Here is a 24,698-nt window from a genome sequence, read left to right on the forward strand (position 1 = left end):
GCATTTTGTTTTATGATAGCGAAAGGTGGAGAGAGATATGAAACTGCTAATAAAATCCGATGGAGGCTTTCTCGCCCGGAATTTGTGGGCCGGCATCTGCCGCCTGCTTGACCTGGCAGAGCAGGAGGAGAGCTTGCCGGAACAGGAAGCGCTCGACAGGCTGGAAGATCTGTTTTCAGAAGCGGAAATCACGCTGTTTCTGTTTCCCCTTGTGGTTTCGCATGATGTTCTTGCAAGGTGGGAAATGAGCGGGCTGCCCATGAGGGTTGGAAGTGAGCGTCCCGCGGATGACTTCTCGTTTTCTTCCGCTGCCCTTGCGTGGCTCAGGGAACAAATCAGCAGAGGGAAATTACATATATGGGAGGATCAAGCGGTTGTTTTCTCTAAATATTTTCAGTTAGCGGCAGAAAATAATGCGATGTGGATTGGCCTGGCCGAACAGGTGAGAATACCTGATTTATCTGAAGGAGCTGGCTCAAGGGGAAATCAGGAGCACATTGACGACGATTTAATCGTTGTTGAATGCAACCTGGACGATATGAGTGGGGAGGGAATGGGTTATACGATGGAACGGCTTCTGCAGGCCGGAGTGCGGGATGTCTTTTATACGCCTATTATTATGAAGAAAAACCGGCCCGCGTACTGCCTGACCGTATTGTGCGACAGAGGGATGCTTGAACAGGTCAAACAACTCATTTTTCTGGAAACAACAACCTTTGGCATACGATATACGAAGATGTCTTCATACCGGCTTGGGCGCGACTGGGAGCGAGTCGTCTCCCCATGGGGAGAGATTCGGGTTAAATGGGCGCATTATAAGGGACATAGGATAAAGGGGGCGCCTGAATATGAGGACTGCAGAAATGCGGCGGTAAGCGCCAATATCCCTTTCCGGGTCGTTTACCAGTGGGCTGAGGACTATGTTTCCCGCAATAAACCGATTGTGTAGCGGTTTGCAATTGCTTTCGTGGCAAACCTTTTTTACAATAGGAGTAATCGATAAAGAGAATGGAGTGAAGCGCTTCATGGCAGAACGTAAACCTGAATGGCTTAAAATTAAATTAAATACAGGTGAAAATTTTAAAGAATTGAAAAAAATGATGCGGGGAAAAACGCTGCATACCGTTTGTGAAGAAGCGCGTTGTCCAAACATTTATGAATGCTGGGCGAACCGTACGGCTACCTTTATGATTCTCGGTGATTTGTGTACGCGTGCCTGCAGATTTTGCGCGGTGAAAACAGGGCTGCCGACAGAACTGGATCTGGCTGAACCGGAGCGGGTGGCTGAAGCAACTGAAAACATGGGCCTTCAGCATGTTGTTGTTACATCCGTTGCGCGTGATGATTTAAAAGACGGTGGGGCGATGATTTTTGCGGAAACGATTAAAGCGATCCGCCAGCGTACCCCTCTCTGCAGTATCGAAGTGCTTATTCCTGACTTCATGGGGAATTGGGATTCCCTTAAATTGGTAATGGAGGCAAAGCCGGATATTTTAAACCACAATATTGAAACGGTGGAGCGCCTGTCTGATCGTGTCCGCTCTAAGGCGAAGTATGACAGAACGCTTAGCCTGCTGGCAAAAGCGAAGGAAATGCAGCCCTCGGTCCCTACAAAATCAAGCATTATGATTGGCGTGGGCGAGACAACGGAAGAGATTATCGCAACCATGAAAGATTTGCGGGAGGTTGACGTGGATATTTTGACCATCGGACAATATCTGCAGCCTACGCCGAAACACCTTGTTGTTAAGAAGTTTTACCATCCGGACGAGTTTGCGGCGTTAAAGGTGGAAGGGATGAAGATGGGATTTAAGCACGTGGAGTCCGGCCCTCTCGTACGGAGTTCTTACCATGCGCACAAACAAGTCGAATCCGCTGCAGCTACACAGGCTCTATAGAAAACAGGCCCGGTTACCACACGGTAACCGGGCCTGCTGTTTAACGGCCGCCTGTTCCGGACTGAGTACTCCTGTTACCTGTTCCAGACTGATTTGTTTTAGTGTTTCTGTGTGTTCTGGATGGACTGCTGCTTATCTTGTTGCTGCCCCCTGTTGTGCAATATGTGGAGCTGCCTTTGTTATTCGTTGCCAGTGCCTGTTCGAATTGTGCGTCGGTTTTATTGCCGAATGATGCTGAATTCTGGCACACCTGGTTAATTTTGTTTAAATCATTTGAAGTGTACACGTTGTAATAACGAGGACACACATTGAGTGCGGACCTATGGACCTTCTGCAAGATGTCTCTCGCTATTGCCGGGCTGTTAGACCCTGTTGTGTCGCAGCCTACAAAAACCTGGTTATCTGTCGTAAGAACGGATAACGATTTTGCGCCTGGAACATGCTTTGCCGCATTGGCAACAGCAGAAGCGAGCATTTGGCGATCAACATAGACGTTTTGAGCAGCTGCGTTCTGGTTTCCCTGTGTTCCGCTATTCCCTGCAGAGTTGCTCTGGCTGCCTGAACGGCCCTGGTTACCTGTACTACCCTGGCTGCCTGTACCACCCCGGCTGCCTGCACCGCCAGCCGAAGCCGTTCCTGCGCTGTTCTGATTTTTTGCTATTTGGACGAATCCAACCTGAGCCGGTCCGCGGTTATTTCCAGCTGTCCGGGCACCGCCGCCATCCGCTTTGTACATGGAATATCGGTTTATCGCGCTATACCTCGCGTCATTTGCCCTGCCGTCTCCCGACGTGTACGTACCGTTGTCAGATCTGCCCCCCGCACCTCTCAGCAGGGAACTGCGGTCGTCACGTCTCACTCCGATGCCGAGTATGCCGCCTCTGCCGTCTACAATACCGTTTGGAGCACGATACGTGCCCCTCGCTGCGGGGTCGTATGCGTTTGCCCCAGCACCATAACCGTCTCTGCCGGTTCCATAGCCAGGACCTGTACCTGCTCCATATCCTGTTCTACCGGTACCGGTAATGCCGGTGCCATATCCATATCCGGATCCTAGTCCATAGCCAGCTCCCCTGCCGGTACCGTTCGTGCCGGCGCCGTATCCCCGGGGAGTTCCGTAGTCGTAGGTCCCTTGTCCAGTACCGGACGGACCGGTTCCGTATCTAGGTGCTACTCCATAAGGTGTTGTACCAGGAGCGTATGTGTTAGTACGTGCTCCGTCCACATACCCATCCGTCGCACGATTGGGATTGGTGCCGGGTGCAAGGTTAGCCGGACGGTAGCTGTTTGTTCTGGTTCTTGCGTTATTATCAGCCGGATTTGGAGAACAAGCGGCCAGAGAGACAGCGAGACCAATTGCAGATAATGCACATATCATTTTTTTCATAGTTCCACCTCCTATCCTGTAGGTTTGCCTGAGGCCGAGGATTCTTTTCGTGGCAATTTTGTGTGTATTGCCGGAAAATGTGGTAAAATAGGAGGCGCACGCCATTCGCTTTTGGAGTACATACAGTTCAACCGTAACAGACCGGAAGGAGGGAATCAGAGTGATACGAGTCGAAAACAACGTATATGAGCTCATTGAGGATAGTAAAGATGGCTTTAACCTGGAAGCCTTTAAGGAACGCTACAGTGACATTTTAAGTAAGTTTGATTATATAGCGGGTGATTGGGGATACGGGCAGCTTCGGCTGAAAGGTTTTTTTGCGGATACAAACCGTAAAGCATCCTTTGATTCCCGAATTAGTTTCTTTGATGAATATATACTGGAATATTGTAATTTTGGCTGCGCCTATTTTCTTGTGAAGAAAGTGAAGGAAGAAGGGAAGACGCCGGCGGATGAGCCAGGTGAGCTTGTGCAGGAAGTAGCGGCGGAGGCCGTACAGGAAAAGCCGGATGATAAATATGCCAAAGGCAGCCGGGAAGGGAAGCGCCGTGAACCAAGGCGTCGCCCCCGCCCTAAACGAAAGCCGAAAGAATATAGAGAAACAAAAGAGCAGCCCTCCGAGTGAGGCTGCTCTTTTTCTTAATTTTTAAATGGTTAAATAAAGAAACTCCCGTAACTCCGCGGCTTCGGCCTCAGTCATGTTAAACGCTTGCTCCAGGTACCCTGGTTCATCCAAATCTTTTTGCCCGACAATGGCCATGCGGTGGGTTAGAATGTTCAGAACGATACTTTTTCCATAAAAATTCTTAGTCTGTATAATGGCAATATCATGGCGGGCTTCCTCACCCATAAAGCTTATATATCTTGTTTTCGTTTCTTCTGAATGATCGTATAAAAATGTCCAATCTCCATGTTCACTCATTGTTCTAATTCCTCCAATATGTCAGTTATTTTGTATAAAAAGACCTGTCTACGAGCCATGCTTGGTGCTATAATGAGGATATCCTTTACTGCATAAGCAGAAATTACCTTTGGTTTGAAGGAGGAGACCCGGTGCATCCATTGCATATGTCATGGCAAGACAGAATAAAAACCTTGTTTTCTCTTTTTAAATCAAATGAACAAATGAAATACTTTCCTTCTTCCTTTGTGCTGCGCGACCCGATTCAGGAGTCTTTGAACACTGCACACCTTAAGGGAAGAAAGACATTTGTCATGCTCTTTGATGTTAAGAATTACAGGCAGCTAAAAGAATTATATGATAACTCTACCCTGGCATCAATGGACAAATGGGTTCGAAAACAGCTGGAAGAACGAATCCCTATGCATTTTTTGGATAAAGAAATTCTCCATGTCCAAAAATACCAGGCAGATGATTATGTAATTATATTGCAGCAAGTGGACAGAGCGTTCACGTATGAGCTGCTCCATGATATATCAAATCAGCTTCGAATTTGTCTTGAAGAGAAGATGGTGCTGGCACCGGCATTCGAACTAAAGGTTAAATATCATAGCGGGTTTTCCTTGGTTTCCTGTCCGGGCGGGAACACCTCTTCCGCTTTTTTTGATTCGCTTGATAGCACGCGCGTTATGGCTAAGAATAGAATTGATCTAAACGAGTACGATACATTGAAGAACGACATACATACGATTGTCAAGAATGAAAATATCTATGTGCTGGCCCAGCCGATTCTCTCCTTGAAGAGCGGCCGGACAGAAGGCTGGGAAATTCTTACGCGCGGCCCGAGGGATACTCCTTTTCATTCGCCGCTTGCTTTATTTAATTTTGCGCAGCAGGCAGGTCTTTTATTTGAATTGGAGCTGCTCGTGTTTAGAAAAGCGGTGAAGGAAATCGCTGGGAAAGGCATTTCTGCTTTTGTTTTTATAAATATAACTCCGCTCACGCTCGGGAATCCTCACTTCTATAACAAAATCATCGAATGCATGAAAGAGCATCCTACAGTATCCCATTCGCAAATCGTGCTTGAGATTACGGAACGGTATATGATCGAGGACTACGATGAAATAAAGGAATTAATCGGCCGTTACCGCAAAGCAGGCTTCCGTTTTGCCGTGGACGATACCGGTTCCGGATATGCCAATTTATATATGATTTCCGAGCTTTTGCCTGACATTATTAAAGTTGACCGGTTTGTCACGCAGGATATTGACACGAATATTGTCAAAGAAGTTATTTTGCAGGCACTGCTCCATATTGCCGCCAGTATTAATTGCAAAGTAGTTGCTGAAGGCATTGAAACGGAGGACGAGCTGCTGAAATTGGTGGAGAACAGCGTCCACCTTGGACAGGGGTATTTCTTTAGCAGGCCAGCTGAGCCGTTCTCATATGTGGAGAAGAAGATACCGGTTCAATTAAACGGATAGAGCAGGCATGAACGATTTGAGGCAAGCGCATAATATGGCTTGCCTCTTTCTTTTTAGCAGTATCGTTTTCATGATATACTGTAACGAGATATTGAATGAGCTTAGAGGTGGGGAGCGGGATGGAGAACATTATGACGGGGGTTACAATTCTAACCCTGATTGTCCTTACTTTTGTCATTACGATTGCTGCTTCAAAAATCAAGAAGAAAAAATAGCCGGAGTGAGAGGGATACGATATGTACCAGGTGAATGTAACGAAAATTGAAGAAATCCTTTCATTTTATGAAAAGGTTCTTGCAGATATAGAACCCATTATGGAAAAAAACAACACGTTTCCCGGCGAGCCGGTGACCGGTTTGGCACTGGAACGCACGCTTCACATCGCCCTTGAGTCAATTGCTGATGTAGGGAACTATCTAATCGACGGATTTATTATGCGTGATCCCGGGAGTTACGAGGACATTGTTGAAATCCTGCGCGATGAAACCGTCGTTACCGATGTGATGGCAGCTTCACTTAAAGAAATTGTAAATAGACGAAAAAGCCTTATTACGGAATATACATATATAAAAGATGAAGATGTTTTTATGCTGCTTAAAACCCACCTTCCTTTTCTGCAGGCCTTTCCTCCATCTGTTCGGGACTACCTGAAAAAGGAGCTTTATTAATATTTTTTACTGAATAAGAAAGCATATCTTGCTTTAAAGCAGTAGAGAAAAGACCGCAAGGTCAAAAACGTTAGAAAAAAGGAAGGGCAGTCCACGCAGACCGGCCTTCCTGACCCAGCGGAACCTCCCGGAGAGCAGAAGAAGCCCACCAGTGTCTCCAACACCTAAGCTACCCAGATGTTTGGTGGGCGCTGCTCGCAGGGAGGTGGAGCGGACAGTAGCCCCTTCCTCGTGGAAGGGAAAGGCAAGTGGAATGCACTTCCTTTTTCCCTTTTTTAGTAACGTTAAAGTAGTTTTTATATTATATTGTATAAAAATTTACTTATCTCCTGAAATCGAGTACAATAAAGGAGAGGAAGGTGAATAACGAATGAACAAAGATAAATCCTCTTCTACGCGCAATCAAATTTTGCATTTATTGAAAGTGAAGGGGCCTATGACCGTCGGCGATATGGCAGGGGAGCTGGGGATTACTGAAATGGCTGTCCGGCGCCATCTGAATACGCTTGAACGAGACAACTTAATTCAAACTCGTTTGCTTCGCCAGGCGATGGGGCGGCCCACAAATGTCTACTCACTTTCTGATGAAGCTGATCATATGTTTCCTAAAAATTATCATGATTTAACGCTTGAATTCCTGGGTGATATACAAAAACTGCAGGGGGCCGAAATGGTTGAAGCGCTCTTCAACCTGAGAGCACAGAGGCAGGAAGATACGTATAAGACGATTGTTCCCGAGCATACTGATTTCGAGAAAAAGCTCGAAATGCTTGCCAAGATGCAGAACGAAAAAGGGTATATGGTCGAGGTTAAAAAGGATGAAAGCACGGGGAAATACTTCTTCGTAGAATCCAACTGCCCGATTTCAAATGTAGCAAAAGAATACGTGCATGCATGCAACTGTGAAAAAACGCTGTTTGAAAAAGTGCTGGACGCTAATGTGGAACAGGAAGAATGCATGGCTACCGGCGGCGATAACTGCGTGTACGTCATTGACAAAAAGCAAGAGAATAAGTAAAAGCAACCACGAATGCGGGTTGCTTTTTTTGTCGTTAAAGAAAGTATATGTTGCTTTAAAGTGTTAAAGGGAGTTACTATCATGGGACCGTGAGGTCCCAATGTGCAAGAAAAACATCGCGGGCGGTGACGGCTCTTTTCTTTCCCCCTGTGGAGCGCGCCTGCCATAGGGTGAAAAAGACCGGCAATTGTCTCCAACACCTAAGCTACCCAGATGTTTTGCCGGTCCGCCCGGCGTGAGACTAAGCGGCCGTCCAGCCTCCGGAAGGGGAAAGGACGAGCGGCATGCCCGCGATGTTTTTCTTATGCCTTATGCACGGTTTGCGTCAGACAGCTGGCTTCTGCCGGGATAGAATTTCATCTCCTCATCGAGCGGATTTTCTTTTGCGGTTATTGTTTCAGGAATGATCTGAAAAACAGAGACGGCGTTGCCCATAGAAGAGCGGTATTTTTCCACATGCTGCTGTGCCAGAGGAGAGGAATAATAGCCGGGCACGTATTTGTCGAGCAGCTTCTGCAGAACAAGCGTTGCTTGTTCGGGGGCCGTTATGGCTTCTACTTTTCCAAAAATCATAACGCTAAAATAAGCGGTGTCTGTCTTGGCCGGTACAGGATTGGAAATCGTTCCGTACTCCTCGCTTACCGTAAAGCAGGCAGTTGGATTTTGCTTAATGACGTCAATTTTCCTTCCGGATTCAGAAGCGTGAAAGTAAAGCTTCTCCTCCCACCATACATAGTTGAGCGGGATTACATACGGGTGCAGCCCGGCGCTAATCCCGAGGTATCCGATTTTTGTCCGGCAAAGAAAGTCATTGATTTTATTCTTATCGGTGCATTCCAGATAACGGTGCCTCATAGGTATCATTGAATTATCCCCTTTGTTTTTATATTATGATTTATTATAAGAAGGATTTGACCCTATAAAAAGAGACAGTTTTAATAAAATTGACAGGGTCAGTTGGGAGAGAGCTATGTTAGAGATCACACCGGTACTGAACGGGAACAGAAAAGAACCGCTTTATTTACAGTTGTACACGTACATAAAGGATGAGATTTACTCAGGAAACATTGCTCCTTCTATTCGGCTTCCCTCTGTCCGTAAATTATCGGATTATTTGCAGGTGAGCAGAAACACGATCGAAGCAGCCTACCAGCAATTAGTTGCCGAAGGATATGTGGAGAGCAGGCCGCGCAGCGGATTGTACGTGACGCCTATGGATAAGGAACCTCTATTTCTGCAGAACTTGCTGCCTGTGCCTTCGCAAAGCGGGAACGAATGGAGCCGAAACGAGGCGGGAGCTTGCCTCTATGATTTCAAATATGGAACGATTGACCCGGATAGCTTTCCGTATGCTGCATGGCGAAAGGCAATCAATCAATGTGTACACCCTGATGAGCAGGAACTTCTTTTTTATGGTGAACCCATCGGTGAGTATGGACTGCGCGCACAAATTGCAAGTTATTTGCGGCAGGCAAGAGGGGTGTCATGCTGTGCGGAACAAATCGTTCTGGGAGCTGGAACACAGCAGTCGCTTGGGATGGTTTGTCAGCTCCTCGGCACGGATAAGCGGAAAATTGCGATGGAGGAGCCCGGATATGATGGAGCGAGAATTGTTTTTGAGAATTGCGGATGGAGTACAGCTCCTATTCCTCTGGAAGACGACGGACTTTCCCTGGAAAAACTGGAGAAAAGCGAAGCGAAACTCGTATACGTAACCCCATCCCATCAATTCCCGTACGGTATGGTCATGTCGATTACCAAGCGGTTGAAGCTCCTGCAATGGGCCCGCGAATGCGGGGGGATAATTATAGAAGACGATTATGATGGGGAATTCAGGTATACAGGCAAGCCGATTCCTTCTCTTCAAGGGCTGGACGCCGGGGAGAATGTCATCTACATGGGTACCTTCTCCAAGTCTCTTCTCCCCTCTCTAAGAATCAGTTATATCGTTTTACCGCGCCGCCTTATGGAAGAGTATAAACGAAAGTTTGGTGCGTATGGGCAGCCGGTTTCCAGAATGCAGCAAAAAGCCCTGCAGCTGTTTATGGAAAGTGGGGAGTGGGAGCGGCATATACGAAGGGTGAGAAACATTTATCACAAAAGAAATTTCGCCCTTCTTGAGAGTATAAAAACCATCATGCAGGAGAAGGTGCGGATTATCGGCAAGGATTCAGGGCTTCACATGTTACTTGAAGTAAGAAGCAGGAGAAGCGAGGAAGAGCTCATAGAGGCTGCAGAAAAGTATGGCGTGAAAGTATACCCTACCTCCAGATACTGGGTTCATCCACCGAAAATGGGGCATCCGTTTATTCTTCTAGGATTTGGCGGGCTGTCTGAGGAGAAAATTGAACAGGGAATCCGGCGGCTCCACGAGGCGTGGTTTTCATGAGAAGAAAAAAGCCCGTCAGTCGGCATTGACAGACGGGCTTTTGCTATTTTTGGGCCGCTTACGATTGCACGCATCCTTTTTCCACTGTCTTGACAAGCGAAGCAATATCATCAATGTGGCTAATGCTTTCTCTTTTTAAGACGAGCCGCTGGCCGATTTCGAGAGCAAGCGTTTCTCCTTTCGCCCGCAGCTCCGGTCTTCGATGCTTTCTAAATCCGAGACGTGGGCGAGCCCGATAACGCGGCGCATCATTTTGCAGCCCGCATATCCAACTGTATCTTGAAGAAGGCGGTGCAAATAATCATCTGCATAACCTGGCACAGTCGCGCTCGGCTCTGCCAGCTTTTCCTGCCACAATACCCGGAACTCGCGCTCAAACACCGTCCATAGCGATGTAACCGTGTTGAGCAGGTAGGCTTGATAATCTTCCCGTTCTTCTTTATCCGGCGTGTGGCCTTCATGGGCCGCATAATTAAGCAGCAGGTTGGCAATCACTGCACCGATATCGAAGCCCATCGGACCATAATAGGCAAACTCAGGGTCGATAATTTTCGTATCGGCCTCGGTAATCATAATGCTGCCCGTATGAAGATCGCCGTGGAGAAGGGCCTGCGCTCGGGTGAGGAATCCTTCTTTAAGCTTTGCGATTTCCAGCTTTAAAGCGTCATTGTGCCAAATATCATGAACCGCCCCTTCAATGAGAGGATTGAACGTATTCGTTTCCGCGTCATAATACGGATCGGTAAATACAAGGTCTTCCGTAATTTTGCACAGCTCCGGATTCGTAAATTCAACGACCTTTTTCTTCTTTTCCAGTGGATCGAGGGCTAAATCGGACGTTAAAAACAGCATTCTGGCCAGGAAAGTACCGATATGCTCGGCAAAATCAGGGTAATGCTTGCGTTCAACAAGGCCTTTGCGCATGATTTGGTAGGCGGATAAGTCTTCCATTACTGTAAGCGCAAGGTCGGTATCGTAATGATATACCTTCGGAACCGCGCCGGGGCATAGGCTGCCCTGTAAAATTAAAGCCTCGCTTTCAATGCGGGACCGGTCAAGCGTCAACGGCATGGACTCTCCGACTACCCTGGCATATGGGAGCGCCTGTTTAAAAATAATGCTTTTTCCCGATGGGCCTTCATCTTTAATATGGAAAACGAGATTTAAATTGCCGTCTCCGATTTCACGGCTTACAAGGCGTGCATCATCCGGAAATAATCCGGGAATATTTTTGGCATAAGCGACAGCTTCCTGTTCGTTAAAGGCACGATATACTGACATGAGAATCACTTTCCTCTCTAAAATTACTTGGCCATTGTTCGCTCTTATATAACAAAACCCCTCTTCTATTCTGAAAGAGGGGGAGGAAACGATTTCATCCTTATCTCTCAGAACAGTATATTCCGTAGGAGTTAGCACCTTACCGCACAAAAAAATGCAGCAGGTTGCCGGGTTTCATCGGGCCAGTCCCTCCACCACCTCTTGATAAGAGCGTATATTTAATTGTTTTTACTTTTTGAACTGAGTAAAAAATTGCAGTACTAAAAATGTAAAATGAATTATATTATTTGTCAAGGAGAAAAAAGGGTCTTGACATATCGCAATGTTACGCGGTATTATTAGTCACATCCGAATCATCGGAATTGAACGAATATGAAAACTAAACACACAACGACTTATCAAGAGATGGCGGAGGGATAGGCCCGATGATGCCCGGCAACCTGCTGTATAGCTTATTAGACAGTAAGGTGCTAACTCCTACAGGACAATCGTTCTGAAAGATAAGGTATGGTTATACAATCAAACCTCTTTCAGCGCGAAAGAGGTTTTTTATTTTACAAATCCAATGCATGGAAAGGGAGGAGACGCCAGATGGCAGTCATCCGCATTCGAAATACGAACGAAGTAATCGAAGGGGAGCAGAACGTCAAGGAATTCCTCAATGGATATGATGTATTGTATGAACACTGGGATAAAAACAAGTTTCCCGAGCAGTTAAACGGGAAGTTCGTTTTAACAGAGGAAGAAAAGCAGGGAATCCTCGAAGCCTTTGATAGTGAGATTAAATCGCTGGCGGCCCGCAGAGGGTATGTGCAGTGGGACATTGTTGCCCTTTCAGAAGAAACGCCCAACATTGAGGAGCTTTTGACAAAATTCAAACAGGTGCATACGCACTCGGAAGATGAAGTCCGGGCGATTGCTGCAGGCAACGGCATTTTCGTTATTAAGGGGACCGATGGATACTTCAATGTGGAACTGGAGGCCGGAGACGTCATCTCCGTTCCGGAAAACACACCGCACTTTTTCACACTCATGGATAATCGGCAAGTTATTGCCGTCCGCCTTTTCATTGACCCATCAGGCTGGGTGGCGGCCCCGTACAACGACCCTGCTTTTGCAGAGTAGCCGTTTGCAACTGAATATATGATTTACTCTTATCAAGAGAAGGCTGAGGAACTGGTCCGATGACGCCCGGCAACCTACCCGGAAACATTTTACGGTAAGGTGCTAATTCCTGCAGGGGGAAAACCTGAGAGATGAGAGGCAAGCCAAACATGGTTTCATTGTGCCTCTCTTATTCAAAAGAGAGGCTTTTTTAATAAAAAATAAAAGGGGAGTTTTACGTGAATAAAAAGATTCAAACCATAATCGCAGTTTTTCTGATTGCGGTATTAACGGTACTGTCCGCAGGATGCGGCAGCAAAACGGCAGCACCCGCTGCGAAGAATGAAGCAGGCACCCAGCAGGGAGGCGATTCTTCCAATCCGCTGGCGAATAAGAAAATCGCACTCGTTATGCAGATAAACCTCGGCACTTTCTCAGCCCAGTACATTAGCGGTGTGAAAGAAGAAGTTGAGAAGAAGTTTGGCGGACAGGTAACGGTTTTCACAGCGGATGGGGACCTGGCACGGATGGCTGCTAACCTTGATGCGGCAGTGAACCAGAAGTTTGACGCCATTCTCATTGACCATGGAACACCGGAAGCACTAACGAAAGGCGTACAAAATGCCGTAGCAAAAAATATCCCGGTCATTGCCTTTGACGCAAATATAAAGGTTCCGGGTGTGACAGTTTTAGAGCAGGGCGATAAGGATATGGCTACTTCTGTTCTTGACAAGCTGGCAAAAGACAGCGGTGGAAAAGGAAACATCGTGAAAATCTGGGTAGCCGGATTCGCACCGATGGAACGCCGTCAGGTTGCCTACCAGGAGTTCTTAAAGAAAAACCCGGGAATTAAGGAAGTAGCGGCATTTGGTGCCGCAACAGCAAATACAGCGCTTGATACCCAAGCACAGATGGAAGCGGTTCTTAAGAAGTATCCGAATAAAGGTGACATTACAGCGGTATGGGCTGCATGGGATGAATTCGCTAAAGGGGCAACAAGAGCCATCGAACAAGCAGGCCGTACGGACATTAAAGTATATGGAATTGATATGAGTGATGAAGATTTACAGATGATCCAAAATCCAAAAGGACCGTGGGTTGCTTCTGCAGCAGTTGACCCGAAAGACATTGGGCGTGTGCAGGTTCGCTACGCTTACCAGAAGCTTCATAAGGATCAAACACCGGAAACCGTTGTGCTTAAACCGGTACTCGTGACACGCGAATCACTGCCGACCGAGAAAGTAACGACAGACAAGCTGCATGACCACATCAAAGAATGGGGCAACAGCGACCAGGGAATTGCAGACTGGATGAAAAAATAACGTAACGAAGGCTATCGCTGTGGGCTCCGGGCTCTGCGATAGCCGCCTTTGTGTTAGCGGCAAACCATTCGTTAGCAGAAAGTTTCATTGAATAAGGGGGGCGGGCATTTGTCACAATCAACAGCACGAGTAGAGATGAAGAAGATAAATAAATCGTTTTCCGGCGTTCAAGCTCTGAAAGAGGTAAGCTTTGAGGTTCGGGGAGGCGAAATCCACGCCCTGCTCGGTGCGAACGGAGCAGGAAAAAGCACCTTGATGAAAATATTGTCCGGTGCCTATCAAGCGGACAATGGCGTGATTTCGCTCGACGGGCAGCCGCTGAGCATCCTGAGTCCGGCGGATGCGAAAAGGTCCGGCATTCACTGCGTCTACCAGGAGGTTGATACAGCGCTCGTCCCGTCCCTTACCGTCGGTGAGAACATTATGCTAGACCGGGGAGCGAACGCAGGGGGAAAACGCTGGATTCGCTGGAACTCCCTGTACAAAGAAGCAGAGGCCATTCTTCAAACAATTGGCTACGCGCTTCCTGTACGTAAAAAGGTTGAAGAACTAACATTATCAGAAAAACAAATTGTGCTTATTGCGCGGGCTGTATCGCATAAAGCCAAATGTGTGATTTTTGATGAACCGACAGCACCGCTAAGCATGGAAGAGGCTGAACGGTTATTTGCCATTATGTACCGGTTAAAAGCGGACGGGGTCGCCTGTATTTTCATTTCCCACCGCCTTCCCGAAGTGATGGAAGTATGCGATCGGGTTACAGTAATGCGGGACGGGCAGAACGTATGGACGAAACCAACAGTGGAAACGACAATCCAGCTTACTGTAGAAGCGATGCTCGGTAAGTCGTTTACGGAAGAGTATCCGAAAGCCCGGGTAGAAATCGGAAATCCGCTGCTTGAGGTCCATAATGTACGGAGCGGTGTGAAAGTCCGCGGGGTAGACCTGACTGTCCGCAGCGGAGAAATCGTCGGCGTTGTAGGCCTGGTAGGAGCAGGGAAAACGGAGCTGTCCCGCCTTCTTTTCGGGGCGGATCGGATGGAAGAAGGGGAAGTCCTGCTCCGTGGGCGCCGTGTTAGGCTGCACCAGCCAAGCGATGCGGTTCGTGCGGGAATTGTGCTCGTTCCGGAAGAACGGAGAAAAGAAGGGATCCTCGTAGAGGAGTCCGTTCGTGCGAACATTACGCTCCCTATTTTACGGAAATTTGCCGGCGGCGGATTTGTCCGCAGGCGGGCAGAACAGGAGCACGCAAGCAGCATGATCCGGGAGCTGGGGATTAAAACGCCGAATGCGGAAGAACAGGTAGGCCTTCTCAGCGGGGGGAATCAGCAAAAGGTTGTTATCGGCAAATGGCTTTCAACCGATGCGGAAATCTTCCTGTTTGATGAGCCGACAAAAGGCGTTGACGTTGGGGCAAAGCGCGATATTTTTCATTTGATAGGAAAGCTGGCGCAAGCAGGGAAAGGGGTCGTCTACTTTTCCTGTGAGATTGCCGAAATTATTGGTATTTCTGATCGGGTTCTTGTCATGTGTGATGGGCGTATTGTCAAAGAATTAACCGGCGAACAAGTCACCTCAGAAAATATTCTACTGTATGCGAGCGGAGGTACAAATCATGTCCAGGGGTAGGTTTTTCGACTTTTTATATAAGTATGGCGCCATTTTTGTTATTGTGGCTGTTGTTGTTTTTTTTAGTTTTGTAAATCCGAATTTTTTCACATATGATAACATCGCTGATATTTTGCGATCGATTTCCATTACAACGCTTGTCGCCATCGGGGTTACTTTTTCCCTTATTGTAGACGGGTTTGATCTTTCTGTCGGCTCAACGGTATCGTTGACTACCGTCATTACGGCTTCACTCATGGTGTGGTATAACATGCCGCTCCTGCTTGTCATCATTATTCCAATCCTCATTGGGGCACTGGTTGGACTTATTAATGCCTTTCTTATTGTAAAAGTCCGCATCCCGGATTTACTGGCAACCTTAGGCATGCTTTACATTATTAACGGTCTGCACAAGACATACACGCAGGGGTTTTCTCTTTATAATAATATGCCGATGCCGGATGGAACGACGGCGCCGGGAGCGCTAAGCCAATCCTTTCTGCAGATCGGCCAGGGTAAACTCGCAGGCGTTCCGATCCCAGTTATCATTATGCTTGTTGCTGTAGCCGTTGTTCACATCTTTTTAAATTATACAAGGGGCGGCCGTCTTCTCTATATTACAGGAGGGAACCAGGAAGCTGCCCGCCTCAGCGGGATTCCGGTTTATCGCGTGCGGACGGTTGCCTATGTGCTCGCCGGTGTTTTTGCCGCGCTGGCCGGCATTCTGTTTACCGCCCGGGTCGGTTCCGGACAGATGGATGCAGGGGCTCCGCTGCTCATGGAATCGGTTGCTGCTGCTTTCGTCGGGTTTTCCGTTTTCGGAGCCGGCAAACCAAATGTAATCGGAACGTTTTTCGGAGCGGTTCTCATCGGTGTGCTTTTGAACGGGTTAACAATGCTGAACCTTCCTTATTACGCATTTGATATTGTGAAAGGAATTGTGCTTGTTTTTGCCCTTTCGATTACGTTTATTCATATGTACAGGCGTAAAGGATAAGAAGGAAAGGAGGCGCGATATGACAGAACGGAAATATAAAGGATATTTACTTGATCTAGACGGTACAGTATATCGTGGCAAAGAAGTCATTCCAGAAGCAGCCTCGTTTGTTGCGGCGTTAAAAGAGGCGGGGATGCCTTATCTTTATGTCACGAATAACTCTTCCCTCACTCCGGAGCAGCTGGCGGAACGCTTGCAAAAAATGGGGATTAAGGCATCGGCGGAGCACTTCTTTTCCTCAAGCATGGCGGTTGCCGAGACGATTAAGAAAATTGAAGAGAACAATGGGAGTAAAGGGAATGGTACTGTTTTAGCGATCGGGGAGGAAGGGCTGTATACGGCGCTGCGGGAGGCGGGCTACCACATTGTGGACAAAGCTCCGGCGTCTTATGTGGTCATCGGAATCGATCGCGCGTTTACGTATGAAAAAATGAAGCAGGCCACGCTGGCGATTTACGGCGGAGCGTATTTTCTATCCACCAATTGTGACCGGGCCGTACCGACGGAAATCGGGCTTGTGCCGGGGAACGGGGCGCTTACCGCATCGATTGCGTACGCTACGAAAAAAGAGCCGCATTATGTGGGGAAGCCGGAGGAAGCCATTATATCGCTCGCGCTGGATCGGCTCGGCCTCAAGCCGGATGAAGCGCTGCTTATCGGTGACAATCTGGAGACCGATATTGCTGCCGGTGAGAAGAGCGGGGTCGACACACTGCTCGTTTATACCGGCTTCAGCCAGGCGGAGGATGTGGAGCGATCCTCGATAAAACCAACATATACTGCTCAAAATCTGCTTGAATGGAAAGTATAAGAACCATCGAAAAAGGAATGCAGGCCGGCGGAAGCGGCAGCATTCCTTTTTTCTTGTCATTTGGTTCCGAAGCGGCTGTGCGCCAGCCTGCTGGAGGCGGCTGCGGCGATGGCGCCGACAATATCATCAAGAAAGGTATGTACGGTTTCTGTATTCAGCTTCTTGTCGTTTAGCTTCTCAAGGATGCCGGGCTTCGTCTTGTCAATGTAACCGTAATTTGTAAAGCCGATGCTTCCGTATACGTTAACGATAGAGAGGGCGAGAATTTCGTCAATTCCATACAAGCCTTCATCCGTTTGCAGCATTTCCTGCAGAGGCTCCATGAGTTTTCCCTGTTCCGCCAGGATATCAAGCTGGATTCCCGTAATAATGGCATTCTGAATTTCCCTCTTCTCCAGAACTTTTCTGATGCTCTGCTCACAGGCTTCCGGTGTTAAATCCGGATAGTATGCGCGCTGAAGAAATAGGACAAGCTCCACAAGGTGCTCCATCATAACCCCGCGTTCTTCCAGGAGACGATGCGCTGTATTCCGTACTTTCTCATCACGAACTGCTGTATTCATATTGCTCATTTGTTTCTCCTCCTTATATGTAAAACTCAAATGGAATATGTTCTCTTTACTTTTCCCCTTGTATTCTGTATTTATTTAACACATCTTTACCACCGGTCACTTCAAGTACAGCGCCTGTAATAAAATCAGATTGTTCATTGCAAAAAAATGCAATCGCACGGGAAATGTCTTCCCCGGTGCCAGGGCGTCCGACAGGGGTATCCGGATCGGAAATGGAACGAGCCTCTTCGATCGTTCGCTGTTTGTCATCCCCTACGACGTCTCCCGGACATACCATATTGGCGGTAATTCCGTTTTCTGCCTCTTCGAGCGCAATCGTTCGCGTAAGGGAAACAAGACCGGCTTTCGCAGCGGCAAACGCAGAGCGGTACATCCAGCCCGGTGCGGAAGGAGCCTTCTCAAACCCGATGGTCACAATACGGCCAAAGCGCCGGTCCCTCATAGGAGGAATGGCAGCGCGGCACAAATAAAAGGCGCTGGAAAGGTTTCCGTGTATCATCGTATTCCATTCCTCATCCGTATATTCGGCTAACTTTTTCCGCTCTTTTATGTAAGGTCCTGCATTGTGAATCAAAATATCAATCCGCTTCCAGGCAGAAACCACAGTATCAACAAGCCGGGCAGCGTCAGTCGGGCTGCTTACATCACCCTGGAGCAGCAATACGTCGATATGGTAACGGGATTCAATCTCGCGGCGGAGAGCCTGCGCTTCTGCCACGCTCGAACGGTAATTAATGGCAATGCGAATCCCCTGGCCGCCAGTTCGTGGGCAATGCGAAAGCCCAGGCCCTTGGCGCTGCCGGTTATGAGAGCGGTGCGGTTGTTTTCCAAAAAACCATCCCTTCCTGCTTGGAATGTTTCGCCAGCTTTGTTTTAATTGTATTATAAGCGTGTGATGGAAAGAAAGTCTTAAAGTGCGAAAGTGTGGCGAGTGATAATGCATTATTATTTTTATGATAAGAGAAGGCAGTTTGTTTCCTTAACCTTCGCACCGGAGCAATTTGTTTCGGATGCAAAGCATGTTCTTGTGTGGGCATTTGCGCAGGAAAGAGGCAAAGAAATTATGATGACGCGGCACCGTAAGCGCGGCTGGGAAATTCCCGGGGGAAAGGTCGAACCAGGTGAGAAACCGGAGGAGGCCGCTCATCGGGAGTTGTTTGAGGAAACCGGAGCGAAGATTGTAGGTTTAAAATGGATTGGCCAGTATGTAATTGAGCCGGTAGACCCTGCGGACCAGTTCATCGTGAAAAATATTTACAGCGGCATTATTACCAAGCAGGAGCAAATGCCAGCAGGATTCGAAACGTTGGAAAGCCGCCTGTTTCCTCTTGCTGTGCAGCCGTTTGCACCCGGATTCAGTCCCTTTATGCAGGATAACATTTTTCCCCTTTGCCGGGCGTATATTCAAAGGTGAAAAGCAGGCAAAAAAAAGGTGATGGGACGTTCATCCCACCACCTTTTTATTTATTTAGAACACTTGTTGCACTTCGTGGACGCCTTCTACTTCCTCGATTAGAGCGCGCTCAATTCCTGCTTTCAATGTGATTGTGGAGCTTGGGCAGCTTCCGCATGCACCGTGCAAACGAAGTTGAACAACTCCTTCATCCGTTACATCCACCAATTCACAGTCTCCGCCATCGCGTTGCAGGAACGGACGCAGTTTATCTAAAACTTCTTGGACTTCTTCCATTTTTGTCATAGGGTGATTCACTCCTTTCATGCATATATATATTATATTACCCTTTCGCTTATAAATCCATGGTTTTCGATGGATTGATTTCATTTTAAACTTTTCATTCGTGAAAACCAATAAGATTACTTGGATATTTGCAGTTTATAGGAATGTGGTATGATAATATTGATGAGAAGGGATTTCACTTCTTAATTGAAAGGACGAGGAAGATGGAAGTGTACCGCAATATAAAAGAATTAATTGGTCATACTCCAATCGTTGAAATTACGACATTTAATTTGCCGGAGGGTGTACGCCTCTTCGCTAAGCTTGAATATTTCAATCCGGGCGGAAGCGTCAAGGATCGGCTCGGGATTGAGCTCATTCGCGATGCAGAAGAACGGGGTGTACTGAAACCGGGCGGAACGATTATTGAACCGACGGCAGGGAATACAGGAATCGGCCTTGCCCTGGCGGCAGTCGGTAGCGGATATCGCGTTATTTTTGTTGTTCCCGAGAAATTCTCAGTCGAGAAGCAGGAAATCATGCGCGCACTCGGTGCGGAAATTGTAAATACGCCATCAGACAAGGGCATTAAAGGAGCAATTGAAAAGGCGAAGCAGCTTGAAGAAGAAATCGAAGGGGCGTTCTGCCCGCAGCAGTTTGGGAATCCGGCAAATCCGGCGGCCCATTATAAAACAACCGGTCCGGAAATCTGGTCACAGATGGACGGCAAGGTGGATGTGTTTGTGGCAGGTGCAGGTTCGGGCGGTACATTCATGGGTGCGGCAAGGTATTTGAAGGAGCAGAACCCTGCGGTTAAAACGGTCATTGTTGAGCCGGAAGGTTCGATTTTAAACGGCGGTGAATCAGGGCCGCATAAAGCGGAAGGAATCGGCATGGAGTTTCTTCCTCCGTTTATGGATACAAGCTATTTTGATGAGATTTATACCGTGCGGGATGTTGACTCGTTTAACCACGTTAAGGAGCTTGCATCGCGCGAAGGAATGCTCGTCGGCAGCTCCGCGGGGGCAGCGATGCATGCAGCGCTGGAGGAAGCAAAAAAAGCAAAGCCAGGCACAAATATTGTTGTCCTCTTTGCAGACAGCAGCGACCGGTATTTGAGCAAAAAAATCTATCAGGGAGGCATATAACCGATGAGAATGAAAACGAAGCTGATTCACGGCGGAGTAGACGGCGACCCGTTAACAGGGGCGGTAAGCGTTCCGATCTATCAGGTAAGCACGTATAAGCAGGAAGCGGTTGGAAAGCATAAGGGCTATGAATATTCCCGTACTGGGAATCCGACACGGAATGCCGTAGAGCAGTATATCGCTGACATCGAGGGCGGCGTTCGCGGCTTCGCCTTCGCTTCCGGGATGGCGGCTATTTCTACGATTATTATGCTGTTTGATAAAGGCGACCACTTCGTTGTCGGTGACGACGTATATGGTGGAACGTACCGGGTGTTGACCAAAGTATTCAATCGACTCGGGATTGAAGCTACCTTCGTAAATCCAGGTAATGAGGAAGCGCTGAAGGCAGCCATTCAGCCGAACACGAAAGCGGTAATGCTGGAAACGCCAAGCAACCCGCTTCTGAAAGTGACCGATATTGAAGCCGTGGCCAGAGTAGCCCATGACAAGGGGCTTCTTGTTATCGTTGATAACACATTTATGACCCCATACTGGCAAAACCCGCTCGACCTTGGAGCTGATATTGTTTTCCATAGTGCAACAAAGTACCTCGGCGGGCACAGCGATGTGGTGGCCGGCCTTGTGGCTGTAAAAGATGAGTCGCTCGGTGAGAGATTGCACTTTGTACAGAACTCCGTAGGTGCTGTTCTTGGTCCGCAGGATTCCTGGATTTTGCTGCGTGGAATGAAGACGCTTGGGGTTCGCATGGAGGAACATGAAGCGAACACCATGCGCATTGCGAAGTGGCTTTCTGAACGGGAAGACATTAAAAACGTATTTTATCCCGGGTTGCCGGCGCATCCGGGCCACGAAATTGCGGCAAAGCAAGCACGGGGTTTTGGCGGGATGATTTCCTTCGATGTAGGAAGTTTAGAGCGGGCGAATGAGGTTCTTTCCCGCGTAAAACTGTTCACGCTTGCTGAAAGCCTGGGCGCGGTAGAAAGCCTGATCTCTGTTCCCGCGCAAATGACCCATGCATCCATCCTGCGGAAAGACGCGCAGAGCTCGGAATTACAGACGGATTAATTCGTATCTCTGTAGGAATTGAAGATGTGGAAGATTTACTGGAAGAATTGGAAAGGGCGTTGGCGTAACGAGGTGTGTATTATGGAAATACTTGTATTCGGAGCGGAGCAAATTTGTGCCAGCTGTGTGAACCTGCCTTCAGCCAAAGATACAGCGGAATGGCTTCAGGCGGCACTGAATCGCAAATACGGGGACGGCATTTCCGTTCGGTATGTTGACATTTATCAGCCTCTCGAAGGAGTAGAGGCTGACTTTGCCGCCCGCATTCAGGCTGATGAATTCTGGTACCCGCTCGTTGTGCTTGAAGGCCGGGTAATCGGGGAAGGCAACCCTAAGCTTAAAGAAATTCAGCAAGCGATTGATAACGTAAAGATAGGATGATTTACGATGCGCCCTATGGTCGAATTTTGTGTTAGCAATCTCGGCATCGGATCAGATAGCGTAAAGAAAATTTTAGAGGAAGAGGACGAAGTCGACGTTCTTGAATACGGCTGTCTGGGCAACTGCGGACAGTGCTTTGTCCAGCCGTATGCGCTCGTCAATGGCACTCTTATCTCCGGCGCTACTTCACACGAACTGCTGGAAGCGATTAAAGCACATGTGAAAAAGCTGAAAGAAGAAGACGAGTTATGGAGAGAAATGGGATTCTAATCATGGCTGCGGTGAATAAGCGAGCGTATTTTTACTCTTGTCACCATTCAGCCATTTCTTTTTGTCTTATATGTGAAATGATTCACAAATTGAACGCAGCTCCTTTCGGAAGGAGTACAATGTAATCAAAGGAAAGCAATAAAGCAACATCCGAAAGGAGAGAGGATATCATGTTAGTAAAATGGGTAAGAGAAAACAGAATGGCTTCTGGTATACTGACAGTTTTCAGACTCTGGTTAGGATATACATGGGTGACCTCCGGATGGGAAAAACTCACGGGTGGTTTTGCAACAATGGGATTTTTCAAAGGAGCACTGGCTAAGGCGGCGGGCGATCATCCTGCTGTTCAAGGCTGGTGGGCAAGCTTCCTCGAAGGGGTTGCGATGCCGAATGCTAAATTGTTTGACTTCCTGATTCCGTGGGCCGAGTTCCTGGTGGGAATTGCACTCATTGCCGGATTGTTTACTACATTTGCAGCTCTCATGGGAATTATGATGAACTATGCTTTCCTTTTCAGTGGAACAACAAGCATCAATCCTCAATTGGTTTTAATCGCGACATTCATCCTCATTGCCGGGCGTAACGCAGGCTACTTCGGATTAGACTACTACGCTATGCCGCTTATCGACAAGTGGATGCATAAAGAACATAAGATTAGATTCACCGGTCCGAAATCTAAAGCGTCTTAGTTAGTCTTAGCTAATAAAAGGAAAAGCGGCTGTCCCCTAGGGGATGGCCGCTTTTCCTTTGTATGAAATTAGTACTTTTTAATAACGTTGTAGAACGTATCGCGTTCGATCGGCTGCTTTCCTGCTCCCTTGATTAACCAGACGAGTTCGTCACGGGTAAGGGCAGACTGAGAAAGCGCGCCAACTGCATGGCTGATTCTTTCCTCCACCAGCGTTCCGTGGATATCAGAAGAACCGAAGTTTAACGCCATTTGCGTTAACTGGGTTCCAATGTTAATCCAATACGCCTTAACATGCGGGAAGTTATCCAGCATAAGACGGCTGATGGCCATGGTTTTCATATCATCAAATGCAGATGTACGGCGCTTAATGGAAGCCGTCACTTTTTTTGGCTGAATCGCGAGTGGAATAAATACCATAAAGCCGTTTGTCTGGTCCTGAAGCTCGCGCAGGCGAATCATATGAATAAGGCGTTCTTCCAGGCGTTCAATTGAGCCGTACAGCATGGTCGCATGTGTTTTCAGGCCGAGATTATGAGCCAGATGGTGGACGTGCAGCCATTCATCTGTGCTGGCTTTCTCCGGACTCATCTTTTCACGGTATTCTTCCGTCAGAATTTCAGCACCGCCGCCAGGCATTGTATCAAGGCCCGCTTTTATCATTTCTTTCAACACTTCTTCTTCCGTCAGCCCGGAGATTTTTGCGAAAAAGACAATTTCGGCAGCTGTATAGGCTTTCACTGTTACATCTGGATAATGTTTTTTTAGCGTACGGACTGTATCAAGATAGTATTCAAAAGGAACGACATGGTTATGGCCCCCCACAATATGAAACTCACGCAGGGAAGGGCTATAGCCTTTCGATACGTATTCGAGAAGCTGCTCTTCGTTCATTGTGTAGGCGCCTTCTTCGTCCGGATCGCGGCGGAATCCGCAGAATTTGCAGTGGGCTTCACATACGTTCGTCGGATTAATATACATGTTTTCAATAAAATATACATTATTGCCGTTTTTTTGCAGATTTACCTGGTTGGCCAGCTGGCCGATGGTCAGCAAATCGTTTGACTCATACAGCTTCATTCCGTCTTCTAGCGTCAGGCGTTCTCCGGATTCAACCTTTTCAATAATAGGAAGCAAAGTCTCATCCTGGATAAATTGCTTAACAAAAGTGCTCATTTTATATTCCCCTTCCGATAAAACTAATCAAATACACACACAGCATGACAGAGAGTATCTTGTTATTCGTTTCGTTGTGTGTCCACAATAAAGTCGACGTTATCACGTTTTTTCGTTGTAATAACCATTCTTTCATTATAGAATTAAATTTTCGATCGAACAAGGCGTGTAAAGTAAAAACTGCTTACCATTGATAAGTAAACATTTTTGTATCATAATATTAGAAACCTTGAGTGAACCAAACTTTTCTAGTATACTTTAGATAAAGGGCTGAAAAATAATAGTAAGCCTGTTAAGGAGGGACTTCGCAAGATGATTAACCTTACTGAAAGTGCGAGTAAAAAAGTGCAGGAACTTATCGCTGCTGAAGATAATAAAAATTTATTCCTTCGTGTTGGTGTAAGACCGGGCGGATGCAGCGGTTTTTCTTACGGAATGGGTTTTGATGATGAAGTGCAGGAAGGCGACAAGGAATTTGACATTCATGGCGTGAAAGTCGTAGTTGACTCCGATAGCGCAAAATATTTGGAAGGCGTACAGATCGACTATAAAGAGTCCATGATGGGCGGCGGGTTCACAATTGACAATCCGAATGCAGTTGCTTCCTGCGGCTGTGGATCTTCTTTCAGAACGAAAGAGGATGTGGGTGTACCAAGCGAGTGCTAATGAAATAGTACCTCTTTGACGTATTGTTGCGTCGAAGAGGTGCTTTTTGTTTATCGTATAAACTATAAGTTACTTTAAAGTCATAAGGTAAGATTCCTATCATAGGACCATGGGCTATTTATTTTCTCCTGATTTCTTCTGGATAAGCATTATTTTATTTACTGTATACCTTATTAATAGGGC

24 protein-coding genes, 3 pseudogenes and 3 riboswitches are annotated in these 24,698 nt (G+C 47.4%); of the genes and pseudogenes, 19 read left to right on the plus strand and 8 right to left on the minus strand.

The features are described 5' to 3' along the window. The first annotated feature begins 37 nt into the window (after nucleotides 1–37). A complete protein-coding gene (larC2, locus tag MBEAL2_RS28750) occupies nucleotides 38–949 on the plus strand; it encodes a nickel pincer cofactor biosynthesis protein LarC2 (protein ID WP_052947354.1) in 912 nt (303 codons plus the stop codon). Further along, nucleotides 921–1,898 carry a lipoyl synthase gene (gene lipA / locus MBEAL2_RS01255; protein WP_082129684.1) on the plus strand — a complete coding sequence of 326 codons (978 nt, stop codon included), beginning with the start codon at nucleotides 921–923 and terminating at the stop codon, nucleotides 1,896–1,898. Before larC2 ends, lipA begins: the two co-directional genes overlap by 29 nt. Nucleotides 1,899–1,938: 40 nt before the next feature. Here lipA and MBEAL2_RS01260 read toward each other — a convergent pair whose 3' ends face one another. After that, a complete protein-coding gene (locus MBEAL2_RS01260; protein ID WP_047150495.1) occupies nucleotides 1,939–3,285 on the minus strand; it encodes a YhcN/YlaJ family sporulation lipoprotein in 1,347 nt (448 codons plus the stop codon). Between the two features lie 160 nt (nucleotides 3,286–3,445). Between MBEAL2_RS01260 and MBEAL2_RS01265 the strand changes: the two genes are divergently transcribed. Continuing rightward, nucleotides 3,446–3,910, plus strand: a complete 465-nt coding sequence (locus tag MBEAL2_RS01265; RefSeq protein WP_047150496.1) for a YutD family protein — start codon at nucleotides 3,446–3,448, stop codon at nucleotides 3,908–3,910. Between the two features lie 21 nt (nucleotides 3,911–3,931). On the opposite strand, the gene MBEAL2_RS01270 is transcribed toward MBEAL2_RS01265, so the two are convergent. Continuing rightward, the gene (locus tag MBEAL2_RS01270; RefSeq protein ID WP_047150497.1) at nucleotides 3,932–4,207 is read right to left on the minus strand and encodes a DUF3055 domain-containing protein; all 276 of its coding nucleotides are present in this window, start codon (nucleotides 4,205–4,207) and stop codon (nucleotides 3,932–3,934) included. 131 nt (nucleotides 4,208–4,338) lie between these two features. Between MBEAL2_RS01270 and MBEAL2_RS28755 the strand changes: the two genes are divergently transcribed. The 3 genes from MBEAL2_RS28755 (at nucleotide 4,339) to MBEAL2_RS01285 (ending at nucleotide 7,356) form a co-directional block, all read left to right on the plus strand. Then, nucleotides 4,339–5,670 carry an EAL domain-containing protein gene (locus MBEAL2_RS28755; protein WP_152667657.1) on the plus strand — a complete coding sequence of 444 codons (1,332 nt, stop codon included), beginning with the start codon at nucleotides 4,339–4,341 and terminating at the stop codon, nucleotides 5,668–5,670. A gap of 236 nt (nucleotides 5,671–5,906) precedes the next feature. Further along, a complete protein-coding gene (locus tag MBEAL2_RS01280; protein WP_047150498.1) occupies nucleotides 5,907–6,338 on the plus strand; it encodes a DUF86 domain-containing protein in 432 nt (143 codons plus the stop codon). A gap of 370 nt (nucleotides 6,339–6,708) precedes the next feature. Beyond that, nucleotides 6,709–7,356, plus strand: coding sequence for a helix-turn-helix transcriptional regulator (locus tag MBEAL2_RS01285; RefSeq protein WP_047150499.1), 648 nt, complete (start codon nucleotides 6,709–6,711; stop codon nucleotides 7,354–7,356). Nucleotides 7,357–7,665: 309 nt separating this feature from the next. Here MBEAL2_RS01285 and MBEAL2_RS01290 read toward each other — a convergent pair whose 3' ends face one another. Then, a complete protein-coding gene (locus MBEAL2_RS01290; protein WP_047150500.1) occupies nucleotides 7,666–8,220 on the minus strand; it encodes a pyridoxamine 5'-phosphate oxidase family protein in 555 nt (184 codons plus the stop codon). A gap of 106 nt (nucleotides 8,221–8,326) precedes the next feature. On the opposite strand from MBEAL2_RS01290, the gene pdxR reads away from it, so the two are divergent. Next, nucleotides 8,327–9,745, plus strand: coding sequence for a MocR-like pyridoxine biosynthesis transcription factor PdxR (gene pdxR / locus MBEAL2_RS01295; protein WP_047150501.1), 1,419 nt, complete (start codon nucleotides 8,327–8,329; stop codon nucleotides 9,743–9,745). 135 nt (nucleotides 9,746–9,880) lie between these two features. On the opposite strand, the gene mtnK is transcribed toward pdxR, so the two are convergent. Then, nucleotides 9,881–11,026: an S-methyl-5-thioribose kinase gene (mtnK, locus tag MBEAL2_RS01300; RefSeq protein WP_369405450.1), complete on the minus strand. Its 1,146-nt coding sequence runs from the start codon at nucleotides 11,024–11,026 to the stop codon at nucleotides 9,881–9,883. 97 nt (nucleotides 11,027–11,123) lie between these two features. Beyond that, a riboswitch (SAM riboswitch) is annotated at nucleotides 11,124–11,237 on the minus strand. Nucleotides 11,238–11,418: 181 nt separating this feature from the next. Then, a riboswitch (SAM riboswitch) is annotated at nucleotides 11,419–11,533 on the plus strand. A gap of 84 nt (nucleotides 11,534–11,617) precedes the next feature. On the opposite strand from mtnK, the gene MBEAL2_RS01305 reads away from it, so the two are divergent. The 5 genes from MBEAL2_RS01305 to MBEAL2_RS01325 all read left to right on the plus strand — a co-directional run bounded on the left by MBEAL2_RS01305 (nucleotide 11,618) and on the right by MBEAL2_RS01325 (nucleotide 16,868). Then, the gene (locus MBEAL2_RS01305; RefSeq protein ID WP_047150502.1) at nucleotides 11,618–12,151 is read left to right on the plus strand and encodes a 1,2-dihydroxy-3-keto-5-methylthiopentene dioxygenase; all 534 of its coding nucleotides are present in this window, start codon (nucleotides 11,618–11,620) and stop codon (nucleotides 12,149–12,151) included. A 26-nt stretch (nucleotides 12,152–12,177) separates the two neighbouring features. Beyond that, nucleotides 12,178–12,289: riboswitch (SAM riboswitch) on the plus strand. 80 nt (nucleotides 12,290–12,369) lie between these two features. Next, complete coding sequence (locus MBEAL2_RS01310) at nucleotides 12,370–13,452, plus strand: sugar ABC transporter substrate-binding protein (RefSeq protein WP_047150503.1); 1,083 nt, start codon at nucleotides 12,370–12,372, stop codon at nucleotides 13,450–13,452. A gap of 135 nt (nucleotides 13,453–13,587) precedes the next feature. Continuing rightward, nucleotides 13,588–15,081, plus strand: coding sequence for a sugar ABC transporter ATP-binding protein (locus MBEAL2_RS01315; RefSeq protein WP_047150661.1), 1,494 nt, complete (start codon nucleotides 13,588–13,590; stop codon nucleotides 15,079–15,081). Beyond that, nucleotides 15,068–16,057 (plus strand): ABC transporter permease, encoded by a 990-nt coding sequence (locus tag MBEAL2_RS01320; protein WP_047150504.1) that lies wholly within the window; start codon nucleotides 15,068–15,070, stop codon nucleotides 16,055–16,057. The genes MBEAL2_RS01315 and MBEAL2_RS01320 overlap by 14 nt, the downstream gene beginning before the upstream one ends. 19 nt (nucleotides 16,058–16,076) lie before the next feature. Beyond that, nucleotides 16,077–16,868, plus strand: coding sequence for a TIGR01457 family HAD-type hydrolase (locus MBEAL2_RS01325; RefSeq protein WP_047150505.1), 792 nt, complete (start codon nucleotides 16,077–16,079; stop codon nucleotides 16,866–16,868). 56 nt (nucleotides 16,869–16,924) lie between these two features. Here the strand turns inward: MBEAL2_RS01325 and MBEAL2_RS01330 are convergent, their stop codons facing one another. Both MBEAL2_RS01330 and MBEAL2_RS01335 read right to left on the minus strand, forming a co-directional pair. Then, a complete protein-coding gene (locus tag MBEAL2_RS01330) occupies nucleotides 16,925–17,440 on the minus strand; it encodes a phosphatidylglycerophosphatase A family protein (RefSeq protein ID WP_047150506.1) in 516 nt (171 codons plus the stop codon). A 46-nt stretch (nucleotides 17,441–17,486) separates the two neighbouring features. Then, nucleotides 17,487–18,271 (minus strand): annotated as a pseudogene (locus MBEAL2_RS01335) (SDR family oxidoreductase). A 106-nt stretch (nucleotides 18,272–18,377) separates the two neighbouring features. Here MBEAL2_RS01335 and MBEAL2_RS01340 point away from each other — a divergent pair. Beyond that, nucleotides 18,378–18,854 (plus strand): NUDIX domain-containing protein, encoded by a 477-nt coding sequence (locus MBEAL2_RS01340; RefSeq protein WP_047150507.1) that lies wholly within the window; start codon nucleotides 18,378–18,380, stop codon nucleotides 18,852–18,854. A gap of 54 nt (nucleotides 18,855–18,908) precedes the next feature. Here the strand turns inward: MBEAL2_RS01340 and MBEAL2_RS01345 are convergent. Further along, nucleotides 18,909–19,130, minus strand: a pseudogene (locus MBEAL2_RS01345) (NifU family protein); the annotation flags it as partial. 212 nt (nucleotides 19,131–19,342) lie between these two features. On the opposite strand from MBEAL2_RS01345, the gene cysK reads away from it, so the two are divergent. From cysK to MBEAL2_RS01370, 5 genes and pseudogenes are all read left to right on the plus strand, one after another. After that, complete coding sequence (gene cysK / locus MBEAL2_RS01350; protein WP_047150662.1) at nucleotides 19,343–20,266, plus strand: cysteine synthase A; 924 nt, start codon at nucleotides 19,343–19,345, stop codon at nucleotides 20,264–20,266. Between the two features lie 3 nt (nucleotides 20,267–20,269). Continuing rightward, a pseudogene (locus MBEAL2_RS01355) lies at nucleotides 20,270–21,402 on the plus strand (bifunctional cystathionine gamma-lyase/homocysteine desulfhydrase). 13 nt (nucleotides 21,403–21,415) lie between these two features. Further along, nucleotides 21,416–21,715 (plus strand): YuzD family protein, encoded by a 300-nt coding sequence (locus MBEAL2_RS01360; protein WP_047150509.1) that lies wholly within the window; start codon nucleotides 21,416–21,418, stop codon nucleotides 21,713–21,715. 6 nt (nucleotides 21,716–21,721) lie between these two features. Beyond that, nucleotides 21,722–21,985 carry a DUF1450 domain-containing protein gene (locus MBEAL2_RS01365; RefSeq protein WP_047150510.1) on the plus strand — a complete coding sequence of 88 codons (264 nt, stop codon included), beginning with the start codon at nucleotides 21,722–21,724 and terminating at the stop codon, nucleotides 21,983–21,985. Between the two features lie 170 nt (nucleotides 21,986–22,155). Continuing rightward, nucleotides 22,156–22,674, plus strand: coding sequence for a DoxX family protein (locus MBEAL2_RS01370; protein ID WP_047150511.1), 519 nt, complete (start codon nucleotides 22,156–22,158; stop codon nucleotides 22,672–22,674). Between the two features lie 68 nt (nucleotides 22,675–22,742). Here MBEAL2_RS01370 and mqnE read toward each other — a convergent pair whose 3' ends face one another. Further along, on the minus strand, nucleotides 22,743–23,849 hold the full coding sequence (gene mqnE, locus MBEAL2_RS01375) for an aminofutalosine synthase MqnE (RefSeq protein ID WP_047150512.1): 1,107 nt from the start codon (nucleotides 23,847–23,849) through the stop codon (nucleotides 22,743–22,745). A 312-nt stretch (nucleotides 23,850–24,161) separates the two neighbouring features. On the opposite strand from mqnE, the gene erpA reads away from it, so the two are divergent. Then, nucleotides 24,162–24,515, plus strand: a complete 354-nt coding sequence (gene erpA / locus MBEAL2_RS01380; RefSeq protein WP_047150513.1) for an iron-sulfur cluster insertion protein ErpA — start codon at nucleotides 24,162–24,164, stop codon at nucleotides 24,513–24,515. Nucleotides 24,516–24,698: the final 183 nt, after the last annotated feature.

It is taken from the genome of Aneurinibacillus tyrosinisolvens (genome assembly GCF_001015055.1).
In the GTDB taxonomy this organism is placed as follows: domain Bacteria; phylum Bacillota; class Bacilli; order Aneurinibacillales; family Aneurinibacillaceae; genus Aneurinibacillus_A; species Aneurinibacillus_A tyrosinisolvens.

Excerpts from the sequence above, each read along its gene's own strand:
- MBEAL2_RS01315 (WP_047150661.1), top strand. The coding sequence starts at position 13,588 with ATGAAGAAGATAAATAAATCGTTTTCCGGCGTTCAAGCTCTGAAAGAG.
- MBEAL2_RS01320 (WP_047150504.1), top strand. The coding sequence starts at position 15,068 with ATGTCCAGGGGTAGGTTTTTCGACTTTTTATATAAGTATGGCGCCATT.
- MBEAL2_RS01360 (WP_047150509.1), top strand. The coding sequence starts at position 21,416 with ATGGAAATACTTGTATTCGGAGCGGAGCAAATTTGTGCCAGCTGTGTG.
- MBEAL2_RS01370 (WP_047150511.1), top strand. The coding sequence starts at position 22,156 with ATGTTAGTAAAATGGGTAAGAGAAAACAGAATGGCTTCTGGTATACTG.
- mqnE (WP_047150512.1), bottom strand. The coding sequence starts at position 23,849 with ATGAGCACTTTTGTTAAGCAATTTATCCAGGATGAGACTTTGCTTCCT.
- cysK (WP_047150662.1), top strand. The coding sequence starts at position 19,343 with ATGGAAGTGTACCGCAATATAAAAGAATTAATTGGTCATACTCCAATC.
- mtnK (WP_369405450.1), bottom strand. The coding sequence starts at position 11,026 with ATGTCAGTATATCGTGCCTTTAACGAACAGGAAGCTGTCGCTTATGCC.
- MBEAL2_RS01340 (WP_047150507.1), top strand. The coding sequence starts at position 18,378 with ATGCATTATTATTTTTATGATAAGAGAAGGCAGTTTGTTTCCTTAACC.
- larC2 (WP_052947354.1), top strand. The coding sequence starts at position 38 with ATGAAACTGCTAATAAAATCCGATGGAGGCTTTCTCGCCCGGAATTTG.
- MBEAL2_RS01280 (WP_047150498.1), top strand. The coding sequence starts at position 5,907 with ATGTACCAGGTGAATGTAACGAAAATTGAAGAAATCCTTTCATTTTAT.
- lipA (WP_082129684.1), top strand. The coding sequence starts at position 921 with ATGTTTCCCGCAATAAACCGATTGTGTAGCGGTTTGCAATTGCTTTCG.
- MBEAL2_RS01325 (WP_047150505.1), top strand. The coding sequence starts at position 16,077 with ATGACAGAACGGAAATATAAAGGATATTTACTTGATCTAGACGGTACA.
- MBEAL2_RS01290 (WP_047150500.1), bottom strand. The coding sequence starts at position 8,220 with ATGATACCTATGAGGCACCGTTATCTGGAATGCACCGATAAGAATAAA.
- MBEAL2_RS01330 (WP_047150506.1), bottom strand. The coding sequence starts at position 17,440 with ATGAGCAATATGAATACAGCAGTTCGTGATGAGAAAGTACGGAATACA.
- pdxR (WP_047150501.1), top strand. The coding sequence starts at position 8,327 with ATGTTAGAGATCACACCGGTACTGAACGGGAACAGAAAAGAACCGCTT.
- MBEAL2_RS01305 (WP_047150502.1), top strand. The coding sequence starts at position 11,618 with ATGGCAGTCATCCGCATTCGAAATACGAACGAAGTAATCGAAGGGGAG.
- MBEAL2_RS01260 (WP_047150495.1), bottom strand. The coding sequence starts at position 3,285 with ATGAAAAAAATGATATGTGCATTATCTGCAATTGGTCTCGCTGTCTCT.
- MBEAL2_RS01270 (WP_047150497.1), bottom strand. The coding sequence starts at position 4,207 with ATGAGTGAACATGGAGATTGGACATTTTTATACGATCATTCAGAAGAA.
- MBEAL2_RS01285 (WP_047150499.1), top strand. The coding sequence starts at position 6,709 with ATGAACAAAGATAAATCCTCTTCTACGCGCAATCAAATTTTGCATTTA.
- MBEAL2_RS01365 (WP_047150510.1), top strand. The coding sequence starts at position 21,722 with ATGCGCCCTATGGTCGAATTTTGTGTTAGCAATCTCGGCATCGGATCA.
- erpA (WP_047150513.1), top strand. The coding sequence starts at position 24,162 with ATGATTAACCTTACTGAAAGTGCGAGTAAAAAAGTGCAGGAACTTATC.